Annotated in this window: 17 protein-coding genes and 1 pseudogene; 13 read left to right on the top strand and 5 right to left on the bottom strand. The window is 62.9% G+C overall.

The annotated features are described in order from the left end of the window. From YWC_RS30965 to YWC_RS30955, 3 genes are all read left to right on the top strand, one after another. Positions 1 to 679: c-type cytochrome (locus YWC_RS30965; RefSeq protein ID WP_036216143.1), on the top strand; the 679-nt coding region annotated here is incomplete at its 5' end. A gap of 25 nt (positions 680 to 704) precedes the next feature. Next, entirely contained in the window at positions 705 to 1,862 is a 1,158-nt protein-coding gene (locus YWC_RS30960; protein WP_036216141.1) for a c-type cytochrome, read from the top strand. A 58-nt stretch (positions 1,863 to 1,920) separates the two neighbouring features. After that, complete coding sequence (locus YWC_RS30955; protein ID WP_443093631.1) at positions 1,921 to 4,083, top strand: heavy metal translocating P-type ATPase; 2,163 nt, start codon at positions 1,921 to 1,923, stop codon at positions 4,081 to 4,083. A gap of 88 nt (positions 4,084 to 4,171) precedes the next feature. On the opposite strand, the gene YWC_RS30950 is transcribed toward YWC_RS30955, so the two are convergent. Together YWC_RS30950 and YWC_RS0125835 are read right to left on the bottom strand one after the other, a co-directional pair. After that, positions 4,172 to 5,494, bottom strand: coding sequence for an ATP-binding protein (locus tag YWC_RS30950; RefSeq protein WP_036216139.1), 1,323 nt, complete (start codon positions 5,492 to 5,494; stop codon positions 4,172 to 4,174). Beyond that, positions 5,491 to 6,156: a response regulator gene (locus YWC_RS0125835; protein ID WP_027867953.1), complete on the bottom strand. Its 666-nt coding sequence runs from the start codon at positions 6,154 to 6,156 to the stop codon at positions 5,491 to 5,493. The genes YWC_RS30950 and YWC_RS0125835 overlap by 4 nt, the downstream gene beginning before the upstream one ends. Before the next feature lie 206 nt (positions 6,157 to 6,362). Here YWC_RS0125835 and YWC_RS0125830 point away from each other — a divergent pair, with 206 nt between their 5' ends. The 4 genes from YWC_RS0125830 to YWC_RS34140 all read left to right on the top strand — a co-directional run bounded on the left by YWC_RS0125830 (position 6,363) and on the right by YWC_RS34140 (position 11,780). After that, a complete protein-coding gene (locus YWC_RS0125830; RefSeq protein ID WP_036216136.1) occupies positions 6,363 to 7,169 on the top strand; it encodes a TlpA disulfide reductase family protein in 807 nt (268 codons plus the stop codon). Between the two features lie 46 nt (positions 7,170 to 7,215). Beyond that, positions 7,216 to 9,042: a protein-disulfide reductase DsbD gene (gene dsbD, locus YWC_RS0125825; RefSeq protein WP_036216133.1), complete on the top strand. Its 1,827-nt coding sequence runs from the start codon at positions 7,216 to 7,218 to the stop codon at positions 9,040 to 9,042. Positions 9,043 to 9,068: 26 nt separating this feature from the next. Further along, positions 9,069 to 9,884 (top strand): thiol:disulfide interchange protein DsbG, encoded by an 816-nt coding sequence (gene dsbG / locus YWC_RS30945; protein WP_051306767.1) that lies wholly within the window; start codon positions 9,069 to 9,071, stop codon positions 9,882 to 9,884. A gap of 282 nt (positions 9,885 to 10,166) precedes the next feature. Continuing rightward, positions 10,167 to 11,780 (top strand): methyl-accepting chemotaxis protein, encoded by a 1,614-nt coding sequence (locus tag YWC_RS34140; protein WP_084416611.1) that lies wholly within the window; start codon positions 10,167 to 10,169, stop codon positions 11,778 to 11,780. A gap of 28 nt (positions 11,781 to 11,808) precedes the next feature. Here YWC_RS34140 and YWC_RS0125810 read toward each other — a convergent pair whose 3' ends face one another. Next, positions 11,809 to 12,618 carry a TlpA disulfide reductase family protein gene (locus tag YWC_RS0125810; RefSeq protein WP_036216129.1) on the bottom strand — a complete coding sequence of 270 codons (810 nt, stop codon included), beginning with the start codon at positions 12,616 to 12,618 and terminating at the stop codon, positions 11,809 to 11,811. Between the two features lie 306 nt (positions 12,619 to 12,924). Between YWC_RS0125810 and YWC_RS34285 the strand changes: the two are divergent. Together YWC_RS34285 and YWC_RS30935 are read left to right on the top strand one after the other, a co-directional pair. Further along, positions 12,925 to 13,167, top strand: a pseudogene (locus tag YWC_RS34285) (helix-turn-helix domain-containing protein); the annotation flags it as partial. After that, positions 13,157 to 13,594, top strand: coding sequence for a thioredoxin fold domain-containing protein (locus tag YWC_RS30935; protein ID WP_084416610.1), 438 nt, complete (start codon positions 13,157 to 13,159; stop codon positions 13,592 to 13,594). The pseudogene YWC_RS34285 and the gene YWC_RS30935, both read left to right, overlap by 11 nt. A 470-nt stretch (positions 13,595 to 14,064) precedes the next feature. On the opposite strand, the gene YWC_RS0125790 is transcribed toward YWC_RS30935, so the two are convergent. After that, on the bottom strand, positions 14,065 to 14,874 hold the full coding sequence (locus tag YWC_RS0125790; RefSeq protein ID WP_027867948.1) for a TlpA disulfide reductase family protein: 810 nt from the start codon (positions 14,872 to 14,874) through the stop codon (positions 14,065 to 14,067). A 352-nt stretch (positions 14,875 to 15,226) separates the two neighbouring features. Between YWC_RS0125790 and YWC_RS30930 the strand changes: the two genes are divergently transcribed. Continuing rightward, complete coding sequence (locus YWC_RS30930; protein ID WP_051306765.1) at positions 15,227 to 16,300, top strand: DNA-binding protein; 1,074 nt, start codon at positions 15,227 to 15,229, stop codon at positions 16,298 to 16,300. A gap of 1,593 nt (positions 16,301 to 17,893) precedes the next feature. Then, entirely contained in the window at positions 17,894 to 18,334 is a 441-nt protein-coding gene (locus tag YWC_RS0125780) for a nuclear transport factor 2 family protein (RefSeq protein WP_027867947.1), read from the top strand. 318 nt (positions 18,335 to 18,652) lie between these two features. On the opposite strand, the gene merR is transcribed toward YWC_RS0125780, so the two are convergent. Next, entirely contained in the window at positions 18,653 to 19,051 is a 399-nt protein-coding gene (merR, locus tag YWC_RS32450) for a mercury resistance transcriptional regulator MerR (RefSeq protein ID WP_084416607.1), read from the bottom strand. A 529-nt stretch (positions 19,052 to 19,580) separates the two neighbouring features. Between merR and YWC_RS0125770 the strand changes: the two genes are divergently transcribed. Continuing rightward, complete coding sequence (locus YWC_RS0125770; RefSeq protein ID WP_027867946.1) at positions 19,581 to 20,927, top strand: dihydrolipoyl dehydrogenase family protein; 1,347 nt, start codon at positions 19,581 to 19,583, stop codon at positions 20,925 to 20,927. 155 nt (positions 20,928 to 21,082) lie between these two features. Next, positions 21,083 to 21,309, top strand: a 227-nt coding sequence (locus YWC_RS0125765) for an IS3 family transposase (protein ID WP_027867954.1), incomplete at its 3' end; no start/stop codon positions are given.

Below are 21,309 nucleotides of genomic sequence, written 5' to 3'. Positions count from 1 at the left end.
GGTGCGGGCTGCGCTTGCGCCGCCGGCAGCGGCACGCGGCCTGGGCGAGGCCGATGCGGCAACGCTGCAGATCGTCGCCGCCGGCAAAGGCCAGGCCTGGAGCTGCGCCTCCTGCCACGGTGCGGCCGGCGAGGGAAGCCTCAGCACGCCGCGCCTGGCCGGCCAGCCGGCCGCCTACCTGGCCAAGCAGCTGGAGGACTTCCGCTCGGGCCTGCGCCACAACGAGTCGATGGCCTTCGTGGCGCGCGCACTGACCGATCAGGATATCGAGAAGCTGGCGCGCTACTACGCCGGCATCGAGCTGCGCGCCGCGCTGGCGCCCAGCCTCGGCGGCAACCTGGAACGCGGCAGGCTGATCGCCGAAAAAGGCGACTGGAAGTCCAACGTTCCGGCCTGCTTCTCTTGCCACGGCATGAACGGTGAAGGTGTCGCGCCCGGCTTCCCGGCGCTGGCCGGCCAGCAGCCCGACTACATCTTCGCCCAGTTGGCGGCATGGCATGCGGGCGAACGCAAGAATTCGCCGCAGAAGCTGATGGATGACATCGCGCGCCGCATGAACCCCGACGACATGCGCGCTGTTGCGGACTACCTCGGCTCGATGCCGTCGGCCGCTTCCCCGGCCGCCACGCCGCCCGCCACGGTCGCGCAAGGCGCTGCACGCTCCGCCTCCACGCTGTGATGCCAACGCTTGAACCCGACAGAATATGAACGACCCGAAAAAAACCACGACGAAGTCTCCCTACACCCTGGGCAGTACCGCCCGCCGCCTTGCCGCTGCGGCCGGCGGCGGCTTAGTGCTGTTCGCCTTCGGCGCCCTGGTGGTCCAGACCGGCGCCTGGCGCAGTTTCCAGACCGCTGCGGGCTTCACGCCGGAGACGCCGGCGCCGGCCGTTTCGCGCGAAGCCGCGGAGGCTGAAGCGCGCAAAGCTATGCTCGCCGCGCGTGCCGAGCGCAAGAAGGACAAGGAAGGCAAGGTGGCCGCGCCCCTGCAGCCGACCGGCCCGGACGGCTACTTCGTTCCGCCATCCGAAAGCGAGATGCCGGACGGTGCGGAAGGGGCCGCGATCCGGCGCGGCCGAGACATCTTCATCCACACGCCGCAGTATGCCCAGCGCTATGTCGGCAACAGCATGGCCTGCGCCCAGTGCCACCTCGACGCGGGACGGCGCGAGAATTCGGCGCCGATGTGGGCGGCCTACGTGCAGTACCCGAAATACCGGGCCAAGAACAACAAGGTCAATACNNTGGAAGAGCGNATCAACGGCTGCTTCAACTATTCGATGAACGCGCAGGCTTCCGAGGCCGGCAAGGCGCCGCCGCCGGGCGACGACATCTACAAGGACCTGATGATCTACATGTACTGGCTTGCCGATGGCGCCCCGACCGGCGAGAAGATGCGCGGCGGCGGCTACATCAAGGTCAAGGAAACGCCGCAGGGCTACGACCACGCGCGCGGCGCCAAGGTATATGCGCAGAATTGCGCACTGTGCCATGGCGCCGACGGTCAGGGCCGCAAGGACGAGAGCGGCAAGCTGCGTTTTCCGCCGCTGTGGGGGCCGGAAGCCTACAACTGGGGTGCCGGCATGTCGCGCATCGACACCGCGGCGGGCTTCATCAAGGCCAACATGCCGCTCGGTAAGCCATACAGCCTGTCGGACCAGGACGCTTGGGACGCTGCGGCCTACATCAACAGCCACGAGCGGCCGAAGGATCCACGCCAGACCGGGACGATCGAAGAAGCGCGGGTGCGTTTCCACAACAAGGAAAAGAGCTACTACGGCAAGGAAGTAAACGGCAAGATCCTCGGCGCCGGCGTGGCCCGCGCCACCTCGGCCAGCGCGGCCAATCCGGCCAAGGGTTAAGCAGGTGGAGGCGGCCTTCGCCGGCATCGACCGCGACGCGCTGCGCCGCGCCGGGCGCATGGTGGTCAGCATCGAGGGCATGTGGTGCGCCAGTTGCGCGCTGGCCGTCGAGCGCACGATCGCGCGCGCGCCCGGCGTGACCGCGGCCAGCACCAGTTTTGCGGGCGGTTCGGCGCTCGTGCGCTGGGACCCGGAGCGCGTCAACCTCGATGAAGTCTTCTCACGCGTCGAGCGGCTCGGCTACGGCATCGTCCCGCTGGTCGAATCCCAAGAACTGGAGCGGCAGATCGATGCCCAGGCGCGCGCGGTCTGGATGCGGTTGGCGGTGGCCGGCTTTTTCGGGATGTGGAGCATGCTCGGATCGGTGGCGCTGTACCTGGACGCCGGGCTGGCCGCCTCGCCCCAGGGGTGGTGGGTCGCGCTCGCCACCTGTCTGGCCGCGCTGCCGGTGGTGAGCTGGTCGGCCCTGTCCTTCTACCGCGCCGGCTGGCGCACCCTGCGCGCAGGCGTGCCCGGCATGGATGCGCTGGTGTCGACCGGCGTGCTGGCGTCCTGCCTGCTCTCGGCATGGTCGCTGCTGCGCGGCAGCGCCGACGTGTATGCGGACACCGCGACGATGCTGGTGAGTTTCCTCCTGTGCGGGCGCCTGATCGAACTGCACGCNCGNCGNCGCAACTCGGTGGCGGTNAATGCGTTGCGNCAGGCGGTGCCGGAAACNGTACGCCGGATCGGCGCCGACGGCGTCCCGACGGAGGAAGCCGCGGACCGGGTCGGTCCGGGCGACCTGGTGCTGGTGCACGCGGGCGAGCGCGTCGCGGTCGANGGCACGGTNGTNGAAGGTGAAGGCGAGGTCGATGCGGCGATCGTGAACGGCGAGTCGGCTCCNTTGCCGGTCNCGCCCGGCGACAGCATCGTTGCCGGNTCCATCAACNTGTCGTCGCGGCTGGTACTGCGCGTCGAGCAGCCCTGGGGCCAACGTTTCATCGACCGCATCGGNGTGCGCATGCTCGAATTGCTCGGTACGAAAAGCGCNGCCGCCATGCAGGCGGAACGGTTCGCNCGCTGGCTGGTGCCGGGNGCGCTGGTGCTGGCGGCGGCCAGTTTCGCACTGGCCTGGGGCGCGAGCGGAGATCCGGTGCAGGCGGCGCTGCGTGCCCTGTCGGTATTGGTAGCGGCCTGTCCTTGTGCAGTCGGGCTGGCGCTGCCGCTGGCGTATGCCGCGTCGACCGCAAGTGGGGCACGCCAGGGCATCTTGCTGCGCGATCCTGCTTCGCTTGAAGCGCTTGCCGGTGCGCGTGAAATCCTGTTCGACAAGACCGGCACCCTGACCGAAGGCATGCTCGAAGTGCGGGAGGTGCTTGGTTCACAGCATGCTGCTGCTGCCGAGGTGCTGACACTGGCGGCGCGGGCGGAAGCTGACATTGCGCACCCGGTGGCGCGCGCGATCCGCACGGCGGCCGACGCCGCAGGCACGGACAGCGGCGGGGAAGGGCTGGGGCAGCGCCGTGCGCGCGGCTGCACCTGGCGCAGCAGGGACGGGCACGAGACGGTACTGGTTGGCAGCGCGGGCTTTGTCGAGGAGCAGGGCGTGACCCTGCCGCCAAGTGCGCCGCCAGACTGCACCAGGGTTGAAGTCGTGCGTAACGGGATGTGGATCGGCGCCATCCTGTTGCAGGACCGCATACGGGAAGACGCCGCCGACGCCCTGCGCACGTTTGCAGACGCGGGAATACGCACCCGCCTGGTTACCGGGGACAGTGCGGCCGCTGCGGCCCTGGTTGCAGAAGCCGTCGGCCTCGGGCATGGCCATGTCCATGCGCATTGCCTGCCCGAGGACAAGGTGAAGGTCCTCGAGCGGGCCGGCAAACCCGCGGTGTTCGTCGGCGACGGTGTCAATGACGCGCTTGCCCTGGCCGCAGCCGACTGCGGCATCGCAGTGCAGGGTGCTACGCCAGCGGCGGTCGCCACGGCAGGGGTGGTCATCGCGAGCGGCGGCGTCGAGCAGGTTGCCGCAGCGTGGCGGCATGCACGACGCACCGTCCGGGTGGTGCGCCAAAACCTGGCGTTCTCGATGGTGTACAACGTGGCCGTGCTGGCGCTGGCATCGAGCGGCATGGTGACGCCGGTTGCCGCGGCCTGCGCCATGCTGGCCAGCAGTCTGAGCGTGGTGCTGAATTCGGCACGGCTGCTGTCCGGGACGAGCGCGCAGCATCGCGTCTGAACGAGGATTGACTTGCGCCGGATGGCGCTGCGGCGGTAGCGCCATGCGCGACCTCCCATACATGCAGCGAGATAGGTCGGCGCAGGCCTTATTCTGCAGGGAAGGCCAGGTGTGCGGCCACGCCGCCGCTCTCGCGGCGTTCGAGCTTCCAGCTGCCGTCGTAGCGCGCGACGATCGCCTTCACGATCGAGAGGCCCAGGCCGCTGCCCTGGCCGCCGCCTTTGCGCCAGAAGCGCTGCCCGGCCTTGCCTATGTCCGCATCGCTCATGCCGCTGCCCTGGTCTTCCACCGTAAAACCGGCCATCCCGCCATGCTGCACGATCCGCAGCACGACAGTGGCCTCGGCATCGCCGTAGCGCAGCGCGTTGTCGAGGATGTTGCGCAGCGCCGTCACGGCGAGGGATGCAGGTATGCGGAGAACGCGCGCTGCGCCGCCTTCGTCGCGAACACACACCCTGGCAGCCTGCTGCGCCGGAAGGTGCATGATGACCTGCTCCGCGATTGCGGCTGCGTGCAGCCGCTCATCGTCCTCGAATGACATCGAACCCTCGACGCGCGCCAGCATCAGGAGCTGGTTAATGATGCCCTGCAGGCGTCCTACCCCGCGTTCGGCCTGCTGGAGAGCTACCGCCGTGTCCGGTCCGCCGCCACTCATCTGGGCGACCTGGAGATGGGTCTTGACGGCGGTGAGCGGCGTGCGCAACTCATGCGCGGCGTCGCCGGTGAAGCGCCGTTCGCGCTCGATGGTGCGTTCGATCCTGGCCAGCAGGCCGTTGACGGTCGTTACCAGCGGGGTGAGCTCGCGCGGCAGGTCCTGCTCGGGCAGCGGGTGGAGTGCACCGGGCTCGCGTGCTTCGAGGGCAACGCGGATCCGTTCGAGCGGGCGCAGGCCATGGCGTACGGCGAACCACAGCGCGATCAGGGTCGCCGCCATGGCGACCAGGAAGGGCACAAAGGTGGCGAACGCGATATTGCGGAACAGCTGCTGGCGGCGCTCCGTCTTGTCGGCGGTGGTGATGCGCATCCCATTATGTTCGATGGTGTAGCTGCGCCAGGTAACGCCATCGATGACGCGGGTGCGGTAGCCGGGCGCCACCAGGCCGAGGCGTTCCGGGCTGTTCTCGGTGCGGCCCACGATGCCGCCCCGCACCAGCCGGATCTCGCAGGCCACGTTGTCGGTGCGGACCAGGTAGGGGATCGGGCTGGATCCGCGGGAGCCTGGCTGCACCGAAAGATGGGGCGAGTCGGCAATCAGCGCGGCGACCATGCGCGCCGATGCCGCAAGCCGCTCGTCGAGTGCGTCGCGAAACTCGTCGCGCAGGTCGACCAGCGTCCATACCGACGACAGAGTCCAGAACAGCGCGAACGAGGCGCCGATGGTGACCAGTAGGCGCAGGCGCAGCGTCTTCACGTTCCCGCCTTGCCAAGCCGGTACCCGAGGCCACGCACGGTCTCGACGATATTTGGTCCGAGCTTGCGCCGCAAATGGTAGATGTGGACGTTCAGGGCGTTGCTTTCGACGCCATCGCCGAGCCCATACAGGCTGTCCTTGACCTGGTCGGTGCTGAGGATGCGCTGGCCGCTGTTGAGCAAGGCCTGGAGGAGGGCCAGTTCGCGCCGCGACAGTTCGACGGGGTTCCCATCCAGCGTTACCACCTGGGTGGCCGGATCAAAGGCCAGCGGACCATGCTCGATGCGGTCGACGCTGCGGCCGGCACTACGCCGTTGCAAGGCATGCAGCCGTGCGACCAGTTCGTCGAGTTCGAAGGGTTTCACGAGGTAATCGTCGGCGCCGGTGCGCAGGCCGGCCACCTTGTCCTGCACGTCGTCGCGCGCTGTCAGGACCAGCACCGGCCAGTCCTTGCCCGCGCCGCGCCAGCGCTTGAGCAGCGTGAGCCCGTCCGTATCCGGCAGCCCGAGATCGAGGAGGATGACGTCGAAACGGCCGGTCTGCACGGCCATTTCCGCTTGCGAGGCATTGGCGACATGGTCGGCCCCGATTCCGGATAGGCGCAGGCCGGCAAGAATGCCGCTGGCGACCAGTTCGTCGTCTTCGATGACGAGTACACGCATGGCTAACCCGAGTAGTAAAAGCAGGAACCGCGATCTTACCGCTTTACGGTTATGCCTAGATTAACGACAGGGGCGAAGCCGATGCTTCCCGGCAAATCGACGGATTCGTTAATGTGGTGCTAATCGGCAGGAAATAGGATGGCTGTATTCGCCAGGCGTCGAACCGGCCCGTCGGGCCGGCGCCATGCGCAGGAAAGCACATTACCATGACTGTCACACTCGGCCCGCTTGCCTTACCCGCGCAACTGCTGGTCGCTTTCGCAACGATCATCCTCGGTTCCGCCATCGGCAACCGGGTGGCGGCCAGGCGCGGCGTGAAGGCCGAGAGCTCGCTCTGGCTGATCATCGCCGGGGCGATCCTGGTGGCGCGCATCGTCTTTGTTGCCCGTTACTGGCCGCTGTACGCGGAAGAGCCCTGGCGGCTGCCGGATCTGCGCGACGGCGGGCTGGCGCCCGTCGCGGGCTTCGCTGCGGCCGTCATCATCGGCGCCATCCTGGCATGGCGCAAGGCGGACCAGCGTGCCGCGATCGTCATCGCCGTATGGTCCGGTCTCTTCATCTGGATCGCCGGGAATGGGCTGGTTCGCATGGCCACCGAGCGCCAGGCCCTACCCGAGGTGATGCTGACAGATCTTGACGGACGCGCCGTTCCATTGACCGCATTTGCCGGCAAGCCCATGGTGGTCAACCTCTGGGCGAGCTGGTGTCCGCCTTGCAGGCGAGAAATGCCCGCCCTTGGCAAGGCGCAGCGCGAAGCAAGCGACCTGACCTTCGTATTCGTCAACCAGGGAGAGGACAACGCCAAGGTACGTGCCTACCTGAAGGCCGAGGGCCTGCCGCTGCGGAACGTGGTGCTCGACCCCGGCGGAGCCCTGGCCAAGGCAGCCGGTGCCCCGGGCCTGCCGACCACGCTGTTCGTCGACGCGAACGGAATACTCGTCGACAAGCGGATGGGCGAGGTATCGAGCGCCACGCTGGCCGAACACCTGGCGGTCCTGCGCAGCAAGCGCTGAACCGCAAACGCAAGATAGCGACATCAACGAACCACAGGAGAGAACGATGGTTTTCTTATCACGGACGGTACCCGGAATGGGCCGGTGGCTGCTTGCGCTGCTGCTGGCTCCGCTTGCCGCGGTGCTGCTTGCAGCATCCGGCAACGCGGCGGCCGCTGACGACGATTTCCTGCCGCCCGAGCAGGCATTCCGCTTCGCCGCCTACATGGTCGACGGACAGACCGCTGAAGTGCGCTTTGACATTGCGCCCGGCTATTACATGTACCGCGAGCGCTTCGCATTCGAAGCCGGGCAGACCCGGCTCGGACAGCCTGTGTTCCCGGCTGGCGAGAAGCATTTCGACGAGACCTTCCAGAAGGAGATGGAAACCTACCGCGGCATCGTCAAGGTGCGCCTTCCCGTGGACGGGAAGGGAAGTTTCACACTGAAGACCACCTCCCAGGGCTGCTCCGACAAGGGCTTGTGCTACCCGCCGATGGCATCGACCGCGGTACTGGCGACCGCCGCGCCATCCGGGCTGACCAGGACCGCTGCTGCGCCGCAGGCAAACCCGCAGCCGGCAGCTGCTGCGCCGGGCGGTACGCTGACGGATGACAGCCATAGCGGACGCATCGAACGGGCCTTGAGCAGCCGCGAACTGGCGGTCATCGTCCCGATGTTCCTGCTGCTGGGCCTGGGCCTGTCGTTCACGCCCTGCGTGCTGCCGATGCTGCCGATCCTCTCGTCGATCATCGTCGGCGACAAGGGTTCCGCGTCGCGCATGCGCGGCTTTGCCCTGTCGGTGTCGTATTCGCTCGGCATGGCGATCGTGTACACCGTGATGGGCGTGGCGGCGGGCTTGGCGGGCGAAGGACTGGCGGCGGCACTGCAGAACGCCTGGGTGCTGGGCGCGTTCGCCCTCTTGATGGTCGTGCTGGCCCTGCCGATGTTCGGCGTGTTCGAGCTGCAGATGCCGGCGGCGATCCAGTCGCGCCTCGCGGGAGCGTCCAACCGGCAGGGGGCAGGTACCCACGCGGGGGTGTTCGCAATGGGAGCCATCTCGGCACTGATCGTCGGTCCCTGCGTCGCCGCGCCGCTGGCAGGTGCGCTCGTGTACATCAGCCAGACCAAGGATGCTTTCATTGGCGGCAGCGCATTGTTCGCGATGGCCGCCGGAATGAGCGTGCCGCTGCTGCTGGTCGGCGCCTCGGCGGGCACCCTGCTGCCGCGCGCGGGCGCCTGGATGACGGGTGTCAAGCGCTTCTTCGGGGTGCTAATGCTGGGCACCGCCTTGTGGATCGCCGCGCCGGTCCTGCCGCCCCGGGCGCTGATGCTGGGTTGGGGCTTGCTGGGAACGGGTTATGCCGCGTCGCTGCTGCTGCCGCGTCCGCGCCGGCCGCTCGCAGTAGCGGCGGGTCTCGTCGTCGGGGTGCTGGGCGCGGCGCAGCTGGCCGGCCTGGCAGCAGGCGGGACGGATCCGCTGGCGCCGTTCGCCACGGCAGAGGCGCACCGGGAGACCCGGTTCCAGAGAATTCGCTCGCTCGAGGAGCTTGATGCCATTCTCGCCCGAAGCCCGGGCAAGACCGTCATGCTCGACTTCTATGCGAACTGGTGCGTGTCATGCAAGGAAATGGAGCGTTTCACGTTCTCGGATCCGCGCGTGCAGTCGCGCTTCGACCAGATGCAGCTGCTCCAGGCCGACGTTACCGCCAACAATGCGGCCGACCAGGCCCTGCTCAAGCGCTTCGGCCTGTTCGGCCCACCCGGGATCATCTTTTTCGGCGCCGACGGCCGTGAACTCGGCGGCACACGAGTCATCGGCTACGAGGATGCAGATTCCTTCCTCGCTTCGCTCCGCAAGGCGGAAGCCGCGCAAACTCCCCCCCAATCTTAATCAACGCCTTCACTATCGGAGTCGACATGCAGGCTTTCAAATACGCGGTGCCAACCGCACTCGCAGTAGCACTCATCAATACGGCCGCCTTCGCTGCCGAGCAGACCCCACCGGTCCTGGAGCGCGCCGTCAGCGCCGGCGTCAAGGTGGTCAGGCAGTTCCCGGTCGGCTCGGGGCTCACCGGCTGGGTGCTTTCCCAGGGGGGGCGCCATTCGCTGGTATACACCACGGCGGACGGAAAGACGCTGGTGGCGGGAGCGCTGATCGATGAACGTGGCCAGAACCTCTCGGCCCAGCACGAAGACATGTACATCCCCAAGCCGGATTTCGCAGCCGCATTCGCNCANCTNGAGAAATCGGCATTCATCGCCGAGGGNAGCACCAAGAATCCGAAAAGCATCATCTACGCCTTCGTCGATCCGAACTGCCCTTATTGCCACTTCATGTGGCGTGCAGTCCAGCCGTACGAGGCGGCTGGACTGCAGGTGCGCTGGATCCCCGTCGCAACGCTTGGCCCGACCAGCATGCCGAAAGCGATCGAGGTGCTGGCAGCGCCGGACAAGACCGCGGCGTTCCGGCGCATGGAGCAGAACCATGGGAAGCCGTGGAAGCCACAAGCTGGCAAGACCGAGCAGAACCAGCCCGTAGTGGCGTCGTCGATCCGCACGAATGGCGAGCTGATGGAGCAGTTCGGCATCGCCGGTACTCCTGGCGTGGTCTGGCGCGACACCCAGGGCAAGGTCCAGGTGAAAAGCGGCATGCCGCGTCTGTCGGAACTGCCGGCCATGACTGGCCTGCCTGAGCAACGGATCACTGATCCGGCGCTGGCCAAATTCAAGTGATGAGATTGATGGCGCCGAGTGACACGTGTCGCGAACGAGAGCAGGGGCGTTACATGAGCTAAGCCATCCCCATGCAGTAGCCGATGCCTCATCGGTCGGTTCAGCCTGTTTCTTCTGATGAAGACACGGGCTGAATGCGTTCGCCAGTGCATGTGAAGGAGCGTTGCGCAGCAGCGACACACCTTAGGCCATCAGCCCGGGATTTAGCAAAATTTCCGCTTGGAATCATTTATTTCTTTAGATAATCTCTGCTTCGATCCCTGCGATTTTTGAAAGAAACAAATGAAATTACGAAACAAGATGGCCTGGTGCATGGCCATTGTCTTTGTGTTGTTCACGGTAGCATTGGCTGTCGCCCTGTCGGGCATGCGCGATGCAAGCGCGCGCTTCGGCAGCTTCGTGGACCACGACCAGGCCTTCCTGGGTGATGCGAACACCATGTATTCGCAGGGCCTGCAGATGGGGCAGGCCCTGCGCAACATCATCCTCGCGCCGGACAACGGGATCGGCTACAAGAACCTGGCGGCGGCCCGCAAGGATTTCGACGAGGCCCTCAAGTCCGCCCGTACACTTGCGGCCGCCGATCCCGCAACGCAGGCGGCACTGGGGAGGCTGGAAACCCTGCAGCGGCGCCGCGCCGCGGTACAGGACCGGATCCTTGAGCTGGTGAAGTCCGGTACCGATACCGCATCCAGCGGGACCGTCCTGAACGCCGAGGAAACCCCGGTATGGCGCGACATGCGCGCTGAGTTGCTGAAGATACTGAAGGAGAAGAAGGCGCTGGCTGAGCAGGACAAGACGGAGCTGATCGCCCGTACCCAGACCATGCTGGCGCTGAGCCTGACTGTCGGCGCCTTCGCCATCGTCGCCGGCGGCGCCGTCGCGTTCTGGCTCACCCGCAGCATCACCCGCCAGCTTGGCGGCGAGCCTGCCTATGCGGCGAGCATCGCCGGTGCGATCGCGGCAGGGGACCTCACCGTGCAGATCGACCTCGACGACGAGCGCAACCAGGCCAGCCTGATGTTTGCCATGCGCCAGATGCAGCGCAGCCTGGCAACGCTGGTGCACAAGGTACGTGTCGGCACCGATACGATCACGACCGCGTCAAGCGAGATCGCAGCGGGCAATCTCGACTTGTCTGCGCGTACCGAGGAGCAGGCGAGCTCGCTCGAGGAGACCGCTGCGTCAATGGAAGAGCTGACCAGCACGGTGCAGCAGAATTCGGAAAGCGTCCGTCATGCCAACATGCTGGCTGGAAGCGCATCGGAAGTTGCGCTGAAGGGCGGCCAGGTGGTCGAGGAGGTCGTCGGGACCATGGGCGCGATCAGCGAGGCTGCAAGGCGTATCGCCGACATCATCGGCGTCATCGACGGTATCGCGTTCCAGACCAATATCCTGGCCCTGAATGCGGCGGTTGAAGCGGCACGCGCGGGGGAGCAGGGGCGTGGCTTCGCTGTCGTGGCGTCCGAAGTCCGCAACCTTGCGCAGCGCAGCGCCGCCGCGGCCAAGGAAATCAAGACCTTGATTGGCGACTCCGTAGGCAAGGTCGAGGCAGGCAGCAAGCTTGTCAACGTGGCCGGAGAAACGATGACCGAGGTCGTCGCCAGCGTGAAGCGCGTCACCGACATCATGGCCGGAATCGCACTTGCCGGGCAGGAGCAGAGCGCCGGGATCGCCCAGGTGAACCAGGCCATCGCACAGATGGACCAGGTTACGCAGCAGAATGCGGCGCTCGTCGAAGAGGCCGCTGCTGCGGCCGATTCCATGCAGGCGCAAGCTCAGGAGCTATTGGCAGTGGTCAGCACTTTCAAGCTCGCGTCGGCGCAGGTCGCGCATCGGCCGCGTATACAGGATGCCCAGGCGCTTCGTCGCGCGCTGCCAGCGGCCGTCAGTTAAGCCGATTCGGCGAGGTCCTTTTGGATGTTCAGCGCTTGAATCCGGTTGCCGGCGCCGCCAGCATCTCGAGGCGCCTGTCGAGGCCATCACGGTCGAGCTCCCCCATGTGACGCAGGAAGAGGCGTCCATCCCTGCCGTAGAACAAGGTTGTCGGCATGGCAAACGATCCGGTCCGGCGTCCCACTTCCCGGGCACGGTCGGTAAATACATTGTCGAGTTTGAGTTTTTGCTGCGCCATGAAGGCATGAATTGTCGCCGCGTCCTCACCCTGGTTGACGAAGACAAAGGTGATGCCGGGGTGGCGCCGCTGGGCTTCCTCAAGCGCTGGCATCTCGCGTCGGCATGGTGGACACCACGTCGCCCACAGGTTGACCACCATCGGCTTGTTCGTCAGGGTCCGCAACTGGACCGGCGTGCCATCAAGACGCCGTAGTTCGACCAGAGGTACTGGCGTACTGGGCGGCCCGAAATTGAGCGTGGCGATCGCGCCACTTATCCAGACGACGGCACCGGCTAGGATCGCGGCAAGGACCGGACGGCGCGGCGTGCCGGTCCGGGCCGTGAGGTGTGCGCCCAAAGCGAATGCCGTCAGGATGCCAGCGGTATCGGAGAAGCCGCCGTCGCTGAAGTTGACCATCAAGAGCGGGTCGGACGCATATTCCGGGGCATTCTGCAATACGAAGACGATGCGTGCCATCGCCAGGCTGCCGAGAATCGTTTTCCAAATCACTGGCCAGCTATGCCAGCCGCGCCTGTGCCGGTACCACCAGCTCACGGCAGCACTGGCGGAGATCGCCAGCGCCGGTATTGCCCATCTACCCACGTCAAATTCGTCCACTACGCGCTCCTAACGGACAGCCGACATGGCTGTCATCCACGGCAAGTCCGTTCTGCGGAGCCGCTTAGGAAAGAATGCTAAGGGACAGGGGTTAACGGAGTATTAGTACTGCGATAAGTTGGCCCGATGGACGGGTGTCAGCATAACCGAAGCTGACAAGGTACGCGCGGGCGCAGTCCTGCGCATGCGCCATTACTGCGTGAAGCCTTTGCAGCATCGCCTGGAATGGGTAGCTAGCTTGATCGGACATTATAGAAGGGCAGCCTCTAAAACCAAGTGCAACACCCTTTGCTGTAAGGTGCTGCCATGCCGAAAAACTACACCCATCTGACGACACAGGAGCGGGCCGTCTTGATGACCATGCTGGACGACCAGTGCAGTATCCGAGCCATTGCTAAACGCCTTGGCCGTGCCCCTAGTTCGATCAGCCGCGAACTTCGCCGTGCGCCCGGTGTGGGTGCTTACGACGCCAACCTTGCCCATTTGCAGAGCGGCGCCCGTCGCATTGCACCGCGCCGCGTACCGAAGCTGCACACCGATGGCGCGTTGNGATCCGAACTGCCCTTATTGCCACTTCATGTGGCGTGCAGTCCAGCCGTACGAGGCGGCTGGACTGCAGGTGCGCTGGATCCCCGTCGCAACGCTCGGCCCGACGAGCATGCCGAAAGCGATCGAGGTGCTGGCATCGCCGGACAAGACCGCGGCCTTCCGGCACATGGAACAGAACCATGGGAAGCCGTGGAAGCCACAGGCCGGCAAGACCGAGCAGAACCAGCCCGCGGTGGCGGCGTCGATCCGCAGGAATGGCGAGCTGATGGAGCAGTTCGGCATCGCCGGTACCCCTGGCGTGGTCTGGCGCGACAGCCAAGGCAAGGTCCAGGTGAAGAGCGGCATGCCGCGCCTGTCGGAACTGCCCGCCATGACTGGCCTGCCTGAACAACGGATAAGCGATCCGGCGCTGGCCAAGTTCAAATGATGTGATTTACGGCGCGGAGTGACACGCGTCGCCAACGCGAGCAGGGCAGGGCGCTACATGAGCTAAGCCATCCGCGTACCCCAAACTGTGGATGCCTCATCGGGCGACTCAGCCTGATTCTTCCAACGAAGACGCGGGCTAAGTGCGTGCGTGAAGCGTGTCACCGACATCATGCCCGCAGTCGCCCTTGCCGGGCAGGAGCAGAGCGCCGCGATCGCCCGCGTTAACCACGCCAACGCGCAGATGGACCTGGTTACGCAGCAGGATGCGGCACACGTGGAAGAGGCCGCTGCTGCTGCGGTTCAATGCAGGCGCAGGCCGAGAAGCTTCTGGCAATGGTCAGCACTTTCAAGCTCGCCGCGGGTAGGTCGCGCATCGGCCGCATATGGAAGGCGTGGCTACCCACGCGCGTCGTCACTCGTTGCCGGCGACGGTAAGCTAAGGCGCTTCGGCAGGGCGCTATTGGATGTTCAGCGCTTGAATCCATTCACCGGCGCCGCCAGCATCTCGAGGCGCGTGTCGAGGCCATCACGGTCTAGCTCCCCCATGTGACGCAGGAAGAGGCGCCCATCCTTGCCATAGAACAGGGTTGTCGGCATGGCAAATGAGCCGGTGCGCCGTCCCACTTCCCGGGCACGGTCGGTGAATACGTTGTCGAGCTTGAGTTTTTGCTGCGCCATGAAGGCCTGTATTGTCGCCGCGTCCTCACCCTGGTTGACGAAGACAAAGGTGATGCCGGGGTGACGCCGCTGGGCTTCCTCAAGCGCTGGCATCTCGCGTCGGCATGGTGGACACCACGTCGCCCACAGGTTGACCACCATCGGCTTGTCTGTCAGGGTCCGCAACTGGACCGGAGTGCCATCGAGACGCCGTAGTTCGACCAGGGGTACTGGAGTACTGGGCGGCCCGAAATTGAGCGTGGCGATCGCGCCACCTATCCAGACGACGGCACCGGTGAGGATCGCCGCAAGGACCGGACGGCGCGGCGTGCCAGTCCGGGCCGTAAAGTGTGCGCCCAGCACGAATGCCGCAAGGATGCCGCCAGCGTCAGAGAAGCCGCCGTCACTCAAATCGGCTATCGAGAGCGGTTCGCCCGCATATTCCGGTGCGTTCTGCAGCACGAAGATGACACGCGCCACAACCAGGCTGCCGAGAATCGTTTTCCATATCGCTGGCCAGCTGTGCCAGCCGCGCCTGTGCCGGTACCACCAGCTCACGGCAGCGCTGGCGGAGATTGCCAGCGCCGGTATTGCCCATCTACCCACGTCAAATTCGTCCACTACGGCGCTCCTAACGGACAGCCGACATGGCTGCCATCCACGGCCATTCCGTGCTGGCGGACCGCTTAGGAAAGAAGCCTAAGGGTTGAGGGTTAACGGAGCATTAGCATTTCAATAAGGCTGTGTGGTGGGCTGCCGCCAGCATTCCGACGCTGACGATGGGCACGTACGCCGTCCCAGGCGCGTGCCTCGATTGTGCGGGAAGCGTTTGCGGCGCAGCCGCGGCATAAGAGGAAGGAACCTTGGCTGGATCTGACATTATAGGAGTAATGTCATATTTTCCGGGCTTTTGATTGGATTTTATACGTATTACGTAATAAGATTCACATTCACGATGCCCGGAGCCTTACTAATGAAGACTGAAGAGCTTTCCACCGAGAGCGCCATCGCTGTCAGTGTTGCGGAGCTGCGTGAGCGGTTTCCGCGCACCCAGGATCTTTACCGCGAGGTCTGCGTCTTATTATTTTTTCGGCACGGCATCACGCCAACAGCGAACAAGCTGTATCAGCTCGTGCGCAAGGGCAGTATGTCGGCGCCGACTGAAGCACTGAACAACTTCTGGAAGACGCTACGCGAACGCTCCCGTGTCACGGTCGAGCATCCCGACCTCCCGGACGAGTTGCGAACGGCAGCCGGCGACCTCGTGGCTACCTTATGGAAGTCAGCTCAGTTGAAATCGCTTGAGTCCTTGACCACAATGCAGGCAGAGGCCGCTGCCGTAGTCGACAGCGCAAGAGCCGGCCTAGCAAATGCCCAGGCCGAACGCGCTGATGCCTTGCAAGCCCTCGAGCACGTCCACACACAACTGCGAACGAGCGACGACGCCGCTGCTCTGCTTCGGCAAGAGCTCGCGGCCGCTGCCGCCACCAGAAAAGCACTGGAGCAGCGGCTGGAAGATGCTCGTCGCGAGCTTGACGTCATGCAGGCGCGTATGGAGCAATCGAGCGCCGAACACGCCGCGGAGCGGGAGAGGCTAGCGGATCGTACTCGTTTGGCTGAGGATCGGTTCGCCGACATGGAAAGACGCGGGCTCCTCGAAATCGACAGGGAACGCACAGCCGCGACGAAGCTTCAGAAGAAGGCCGAAACGGAACGGGCAGAGCATGCCGCTGCCATTGAGCGGGCACGCATCGAGCAAAACGTGACGCAGGCGACAATCGGGCAGCTCAGGGAACAGATCGGCGCGCTGCAGAACTCCGTTAAGACGCTGACTAAGGAGCGTGACCGTGAGAGGGCAGAGCTACAGTCAGTGCGGGAGCAGCTAGAAGCAGCTATACGTCAAGCAGCCACTGACAGTGCACGAGCAAACCTCCTGGGGGACGAGTTGGAGAGGAGCCGAGCCAAAACTAGTACTCGTCGAGAGCCATCCACTCAGCGCAGCGTAAGCAAACGGCGCGCCAAAGGAGTCAGCGGAAGCGACGGATAAACAGGTCAACTTTTCCGCCTCCTTTCGACTTTGGATAGACTGGTCGATGCCTCAACGCCTGTGATGGAACAGAGGATCCGCTTAATTTGGAGCTGATGACGCAGGCCGTGAAAGGCGATAAGTCAGCGATTCATCGCGTTACTTCGCGATTCTTTCCTTAACTCGACAATATATTTGCTAATGTCGAGTTCGTTTTATCTGAGATTGGTATCACTCCTTGCATCTCCCTGTACACAGCAATCGCGTCACTAGCCGCCCAACGGCCATTGAGTGCACACGCAATTTCACTGGCTAATCCGACAACACAAAGGTCAGCTGCGCATTTAGACTGGCATCGGCGCCAGACTTTCGTGATTCAAATTCATTGAGCCCTCCGTACGATCCTTACGTGGGTAACAACACTAAGCTCGACCTCTAAGGCCATCAAATTACCGCTGGGCTCTCGTGCATCATTCGTCCGAAAGACTGAAAGCATGGCGGTTCATGCCTCCATTTTGCGATCGAAAGCTCGCCGTAGCACCTATTGCCGTTTCCTGTAGCGGATGGAATAAGCTGCCGTGGCGCCGAGAGGGTTTTGTTCCGTTTAAGACCTACATGTAAGCAGGCCTGGCGGGCACCGTCCACGCCTCGGAATCCTGTTGTTGCCGGCGACGATGGGCCGCCCATACCGACAGGATAGTGTGAGTGCTCTGTCGGCGACAAAAAGATGTGAGCATGTTGTCCGTCTACAGTCTCGGGTGCATAGAGCGGCGCGACAGAATCTTGTGGATATGTCGGAAAGCGGATCACTGGAAGCCAAAACGAGTGCTCGGGGAGCGACAGAATGGTGTGAACATTCTGAAGGCACCCTTAGGACCCTGACAGAATAGTGTGAGTAAGTCGCGTTCGTTTCCAGATGTGCAAGAACTCACATCATTCTGTCGCTACGGAGGGGTATATTCTGTCGGTCGACTTTTAGGTACAAGAATATGAAAACGATCATTTCAGCCGGGGAACGGGCGTCTATGTTTGATAATGTATCTTATCACACAGAAAGCGTATGTTATCATTCGAAATCGAATGATTTATGTTCGTAATCGACCTGCGCGGGTCGAGGCGGCCGGATTCTCGACCTTTTCAGGGTCCGCGAGGAAAATGACAGCCCGTCATATTTCTTCGCTGCCCGAGCTGAACCGCTGCTCGAGGCTATCCGGTGCGTCAAACGTTACATTGCCCGCGAAGTCTTCTACATCATCCAACGACGACAACAGGAGGTCAATTCGACCAAAATCGCCACTTGACACTTAGAAGGGCGTCCGCGGGGCGCAATACGTGTCGATAAAGTACAGCGAACGCCTGGCAGAAGCCGGACCAGGACGGTTCCGTCACGCTGACGCACGTGTACTGGACCCTCGAGGCGGCCGCAAGCTGCGCGAGCTGCGATCACCGCCGGCAGTATCGCGATCACGAATGATCGAGCATCATCTCCGTCACTGAAAGCTTGGGCGAGGCGAAGCTGCCTCGCCCTTTTTGTATCCACGAGCGACCACGAATCGAATGGGCGGTGCGCGAAGCGCAGGCTAGCCCGTTCGTCAATCCTTCATAGAGTCAACGATGATAACGAGACATTTGAAGCACTTGGGCCTGGCAGGCTTGCTGTTCGCATCGGCCAGCTGCCTGGCCGCGTCACCCAAAGAGACCGTCGCCGCATTCCACGCCGCGCTGGCCGCCGGCGACAAGGCAAAGGCCCTCAGCCTGCTGGCCCGCGAGGTGGCGATCTACGAGTCCGGTCATATTGAACGCTCACGCGACGAATATGCGAGCCTCCACCTCCCGGGCGACATCGATTTCGCCAGGTCGGCCACGCGCAAGGTGCTCAAGGAGAGCGAGCGCATCGACGGTAATATCGCTGTGGTCTGGGAGGAGTCGGAAACCACGGGCACGTCGATGGGCATGCCGCTACAACTGGTCGGGACCGGGACGATGGTCCTGGAAAAGCGTGGGGATGCATGGACCATCGTCCATGTGCACTGGTCTTCGCGCAAAGTGAAGTAAGGGGGAAATTGGAGCGGCAGCTTGCCGCTCGTCCGCCGACGATGCACCATGAAGTCGGCGACAGCGAACCTGCCTCCATCCACCCCAGCGCGCGCACCATCCCAGGCGACGGCACCAGTATTGCCGACTACCTGCTTACGTAGAACTCGGACGACGCAAGATACGGATGATCTCTCAGCGAGCCGTCACGCACTGCTTCGCGTTCGAAGCCGACTGGCGTGGTACCGCCCTCCTTCGACAGCAAGATGGGGTGATCAGGGAAAACGGAAAAAATCGGGCGCTAAGCACGGAATCTTGCATTTGCGAGTAGTTGCAACTTCAACTATGACTCAGCGATTCAATGATGGGACAGCATACGCTGCTGGGACCAGCTTCGCACTGCTTCACTAACTCTTTAAGTGTTGTGCGGATGCGAACTAAGTCTTCGATCCTCTCTTCAACGAGCTTGAGCTTTAGCACTGCAGCATCGTGTGTTTCCTTACATGCATCTTTTCGTTGCAGTTCAAGGAGACCCATAACCTCATCGAGTGAAAAACCTAAGGTCTGGGCGCGTTTAATAAAACGTACGTGTTCAACGGCTTGCCAGTCATAGTACCGAAATCCTCCTAGTGCTTTCGGTGGTTCAGCCATCAACCCGCGCCTTTGATAGAACCGAATAGTTTCCACATTGACACCAGCTGCGGAGGCCACTTTACCGATTGTAAGTTTCTCGTCCATTCATTACTCCAAATTCCTAAAACACGTTTGACACCGTACCACAGTACGGTGCCTATAGTGCACCTACGGCCATTGCAATTTATTGCTGGCTAAAAGGCAATTGGCCGGAGCCTGGCACGTTACTGACTGCATTTCTTTACCTCGTCGAAAGGATCATTCATGGACCAGCAACGAAAAAAGCATGACGCTTGGCTTTGTTGCCTTCGCAGGCCTTCATTTGCTGTGTTGCGGAATTCCCCTGTTACTGTTGGCAGGCGTGTCATTTAGTTTCGTGTCTCCGGTATGGCCCGTAGCCGGAGCCGTGCTCATTGTCCTGGGCGTCTGGTACCTCAAGCGAGGCTGCGCCACTTGCCCGCGCAATGAAGGAAACGCGTGCAACTTGAAAGAGTGATCGAGAGCCGAAGACTTCGACGCTGGCAGGTAGCTGGAAACGACGAAGTTCCCTGGACCTAGTAGTGGCCCCTTATCATGCGGGCTTCGGTATCGCTGATCACCTTCGCTCGCCCTATTACAGTACAGGAGGTATGTGATGGCTAAACAGTACGACCTGGTAGTGATCGGTGCCGGCACGGCTGCCATGACCGCAGCCATGCGCGTTCGCGCAGCCGGAAAGCAGGTCGCAGTCGTGGATTTTCGTCCTTTTGGTGGAACCTGCGCCCTGCGTGGGTGTGACCCCAAAAAAATGCTGATCGGCGGAGCCGAGGCCCTCGACCACGTACGACGGATGCATGACAAAGGAATTGCCGGCGACGTCAATATCGTATGGCCGGCTTTGATGGCATTCAAACGCACCTTTACAGACCCTGTGCCTGACAAGATGCAGCAGCGGTATCAGGACAAGAACATCGATACCTTTCATGGCAAGGCCCGCTTCACCGGGACAAATACCTTGGTCGTCGGCGACACGATACTCGAGGCGAAGCACATCCTGCTAGCCTCTGGAGCAGAGCCTGCCAAATTGAAGATTCCTGGAGAAGAATATCTGATCGACAACGAAGATTTCCTCGCACTGGAAACTTTGCCTGGCCGGATTGTATGCGTCGGCGGCGGCTACATCGCCGCAGAATTCTCCCATCTTGCCGCTTGCGCCCGAGCCAAGGTAACTGTGTTGCAGCATGGCGAACGCATGCTCAAGGAGTTCGATGCCGATTTAGTTGGATGGTTGATGGCGTCCTTTAGCGTCCTCGGTATCGATGTGCACACCAAAACATCGGTCGAGAGGATCGAGAAAGTGGGTGATGGATACCGTGTGTTCTCGTCGAGCGAGGGGAAAGAGTTCATGGTAGAGGCTGACCTGGTAGTGCATGCCGCCGGGCGGGCGCCGGACTATGCTGCCTTGGACCTCGATGCTGCTGGCGTAGATGTTCAAAAGGGAAAAATCCAGCTCAACGAATACCTGCAGAGTGTCTCGAACCCTGCCGTTTATGCGGCCGGCGACGCTGCACGCATGGGGCCGCCACTTACGCCAGTCTCCAGTCACGACGCAAAAGTCGTGGCCGGGAATATTCTCAACGGGAACCAGCTCAAACCGAACTATACGGGTGTGCCCAGTGTCGCCTTCACAATTCCGCCAATCGCATCAGTCGGCCTGAATGAAGAGCAAGCCCACAAACGAGGCATTAAATTCAAGGTGAAGAGTCAAAAAGCGTCCGATTGGTTCACGGCCCGACAAGCTGCAGAGCCTGTGTACGGCTTCAAAGTGCTCGTGGAAGAAACCAGCGACCGTCTTTTAGGAGCGCATCTGGTCGGGCCCCATGCCGACGAGCTGATCAATGTATTTGCGTTTGCGATCCGCTACGGGCATACCGCACAAGACCTGAAAGACACCATGTTTGCGTATCCTACCGGTGCTTCGGATATCGGCTATATGGTGTGACAAGCGGCAGGTCGCCGCTGCCAGACGAGCCGCCGCTCACTGGGCACGTGTTGCCTTATCGCGCAGGCTCGATTGGGCGGCACCTGTGTGTATTATAGTGGACCCCGAATTTGAGACGGTGGTTTAAGCTGTCGTCCGCGAAAGGATTACAGCGAATGAGTGAAGGTAAAAAGCGCAGGGTGCACAGCGCCGAGTTCAAGGCCAAGGTGGGGTTGGAAGCGGTGCGCGGGGTGAAGACGGTGACGGAGATCGCGCAGGAATACGGTGTGCATCCGGTGCTGGTGGGCCAGTGGAAGAAGGAGATTCTGGAGAACGCCGGCGCCCTGTTCGACGTCAAGCGTGGGCCGAAGCCGGTGGACGAGAGCAGCCCCGAGGACAAGCT

It is taken from the genome of Massilia alkalitolerans DSM 17462 (assembly GCF_000427785.1).
In the GTDB taxonomy this organism is placed as follows: domain Bacteria; phylum Pseudomonadota; class Gammaproteobacteria; order Burkholderiales; family Burkholderiaceae_D; genus Telluria; species Telluria alkalitolerans.
This window is presented reverse-complemented; position numbering and strand designations above follow the sequence as displayed.

Excerpts from the sequence above, each read along its gene's own strand:
- YWC_RS0125835 (WP_027867953.1), bottom strand. The coding sequence starts at position 6,156 with ATGCGTGTACTCGTCATCGAAGACGACGAACTGGTCGCCAGCGGCATT.
- YWC_RS0125830 (WP_036216136.1), top strand. The coding sequence starts at position 6,363 with ATGACTGTCACACTCGGCCCGCTTGCCTTACCCGCGCAACTGCTGGTC.
- dsbD (WP_036216133.1), top strand. The coding sequence starts at position 7,216 with ATGGTTTTCTTATCACGGACGGTACCCGGAATGGGCCGGTGGCTGCTT.
- YWC_RS34140 (WP_084416611.1), top strand. The coding sequence starts at position 10,167 with ATGAAATTACGAAACAAGATGGCCTGGTGCATGGCCATTGTCTTTGTG.
- YWC_RS30930 (WP_051306765.1), top strand. The coding sequence starts at position 15,227 with ATGAAGACTGAAGAGCTTTCCACCGAGAGCGCCATCGCTGTCAGTGTT.
- YWC_RS0125780 (WP_027867947.1), top strand. The coding sequence starts at position 17,894 with ATGATAACGAGACATTTGAAGCACTTGGGCCTGGCAGGCTTGCTGTTC.
- merR (WP_084416607.1), bottom strand. The coding sequence starts at position 19,051 with ATGGACGAGAAACTTACAATCGGTAAAGTGGCCTCCGCAGCTGGTGTC.
- YWC_RS0125770 (WP_027867946.1), top strand. The coding sequence starts at position 19,581 with ATGGCTAAACAGTACGACCTGGTAGTGATCGGTGCCGGCACGGCTGCC.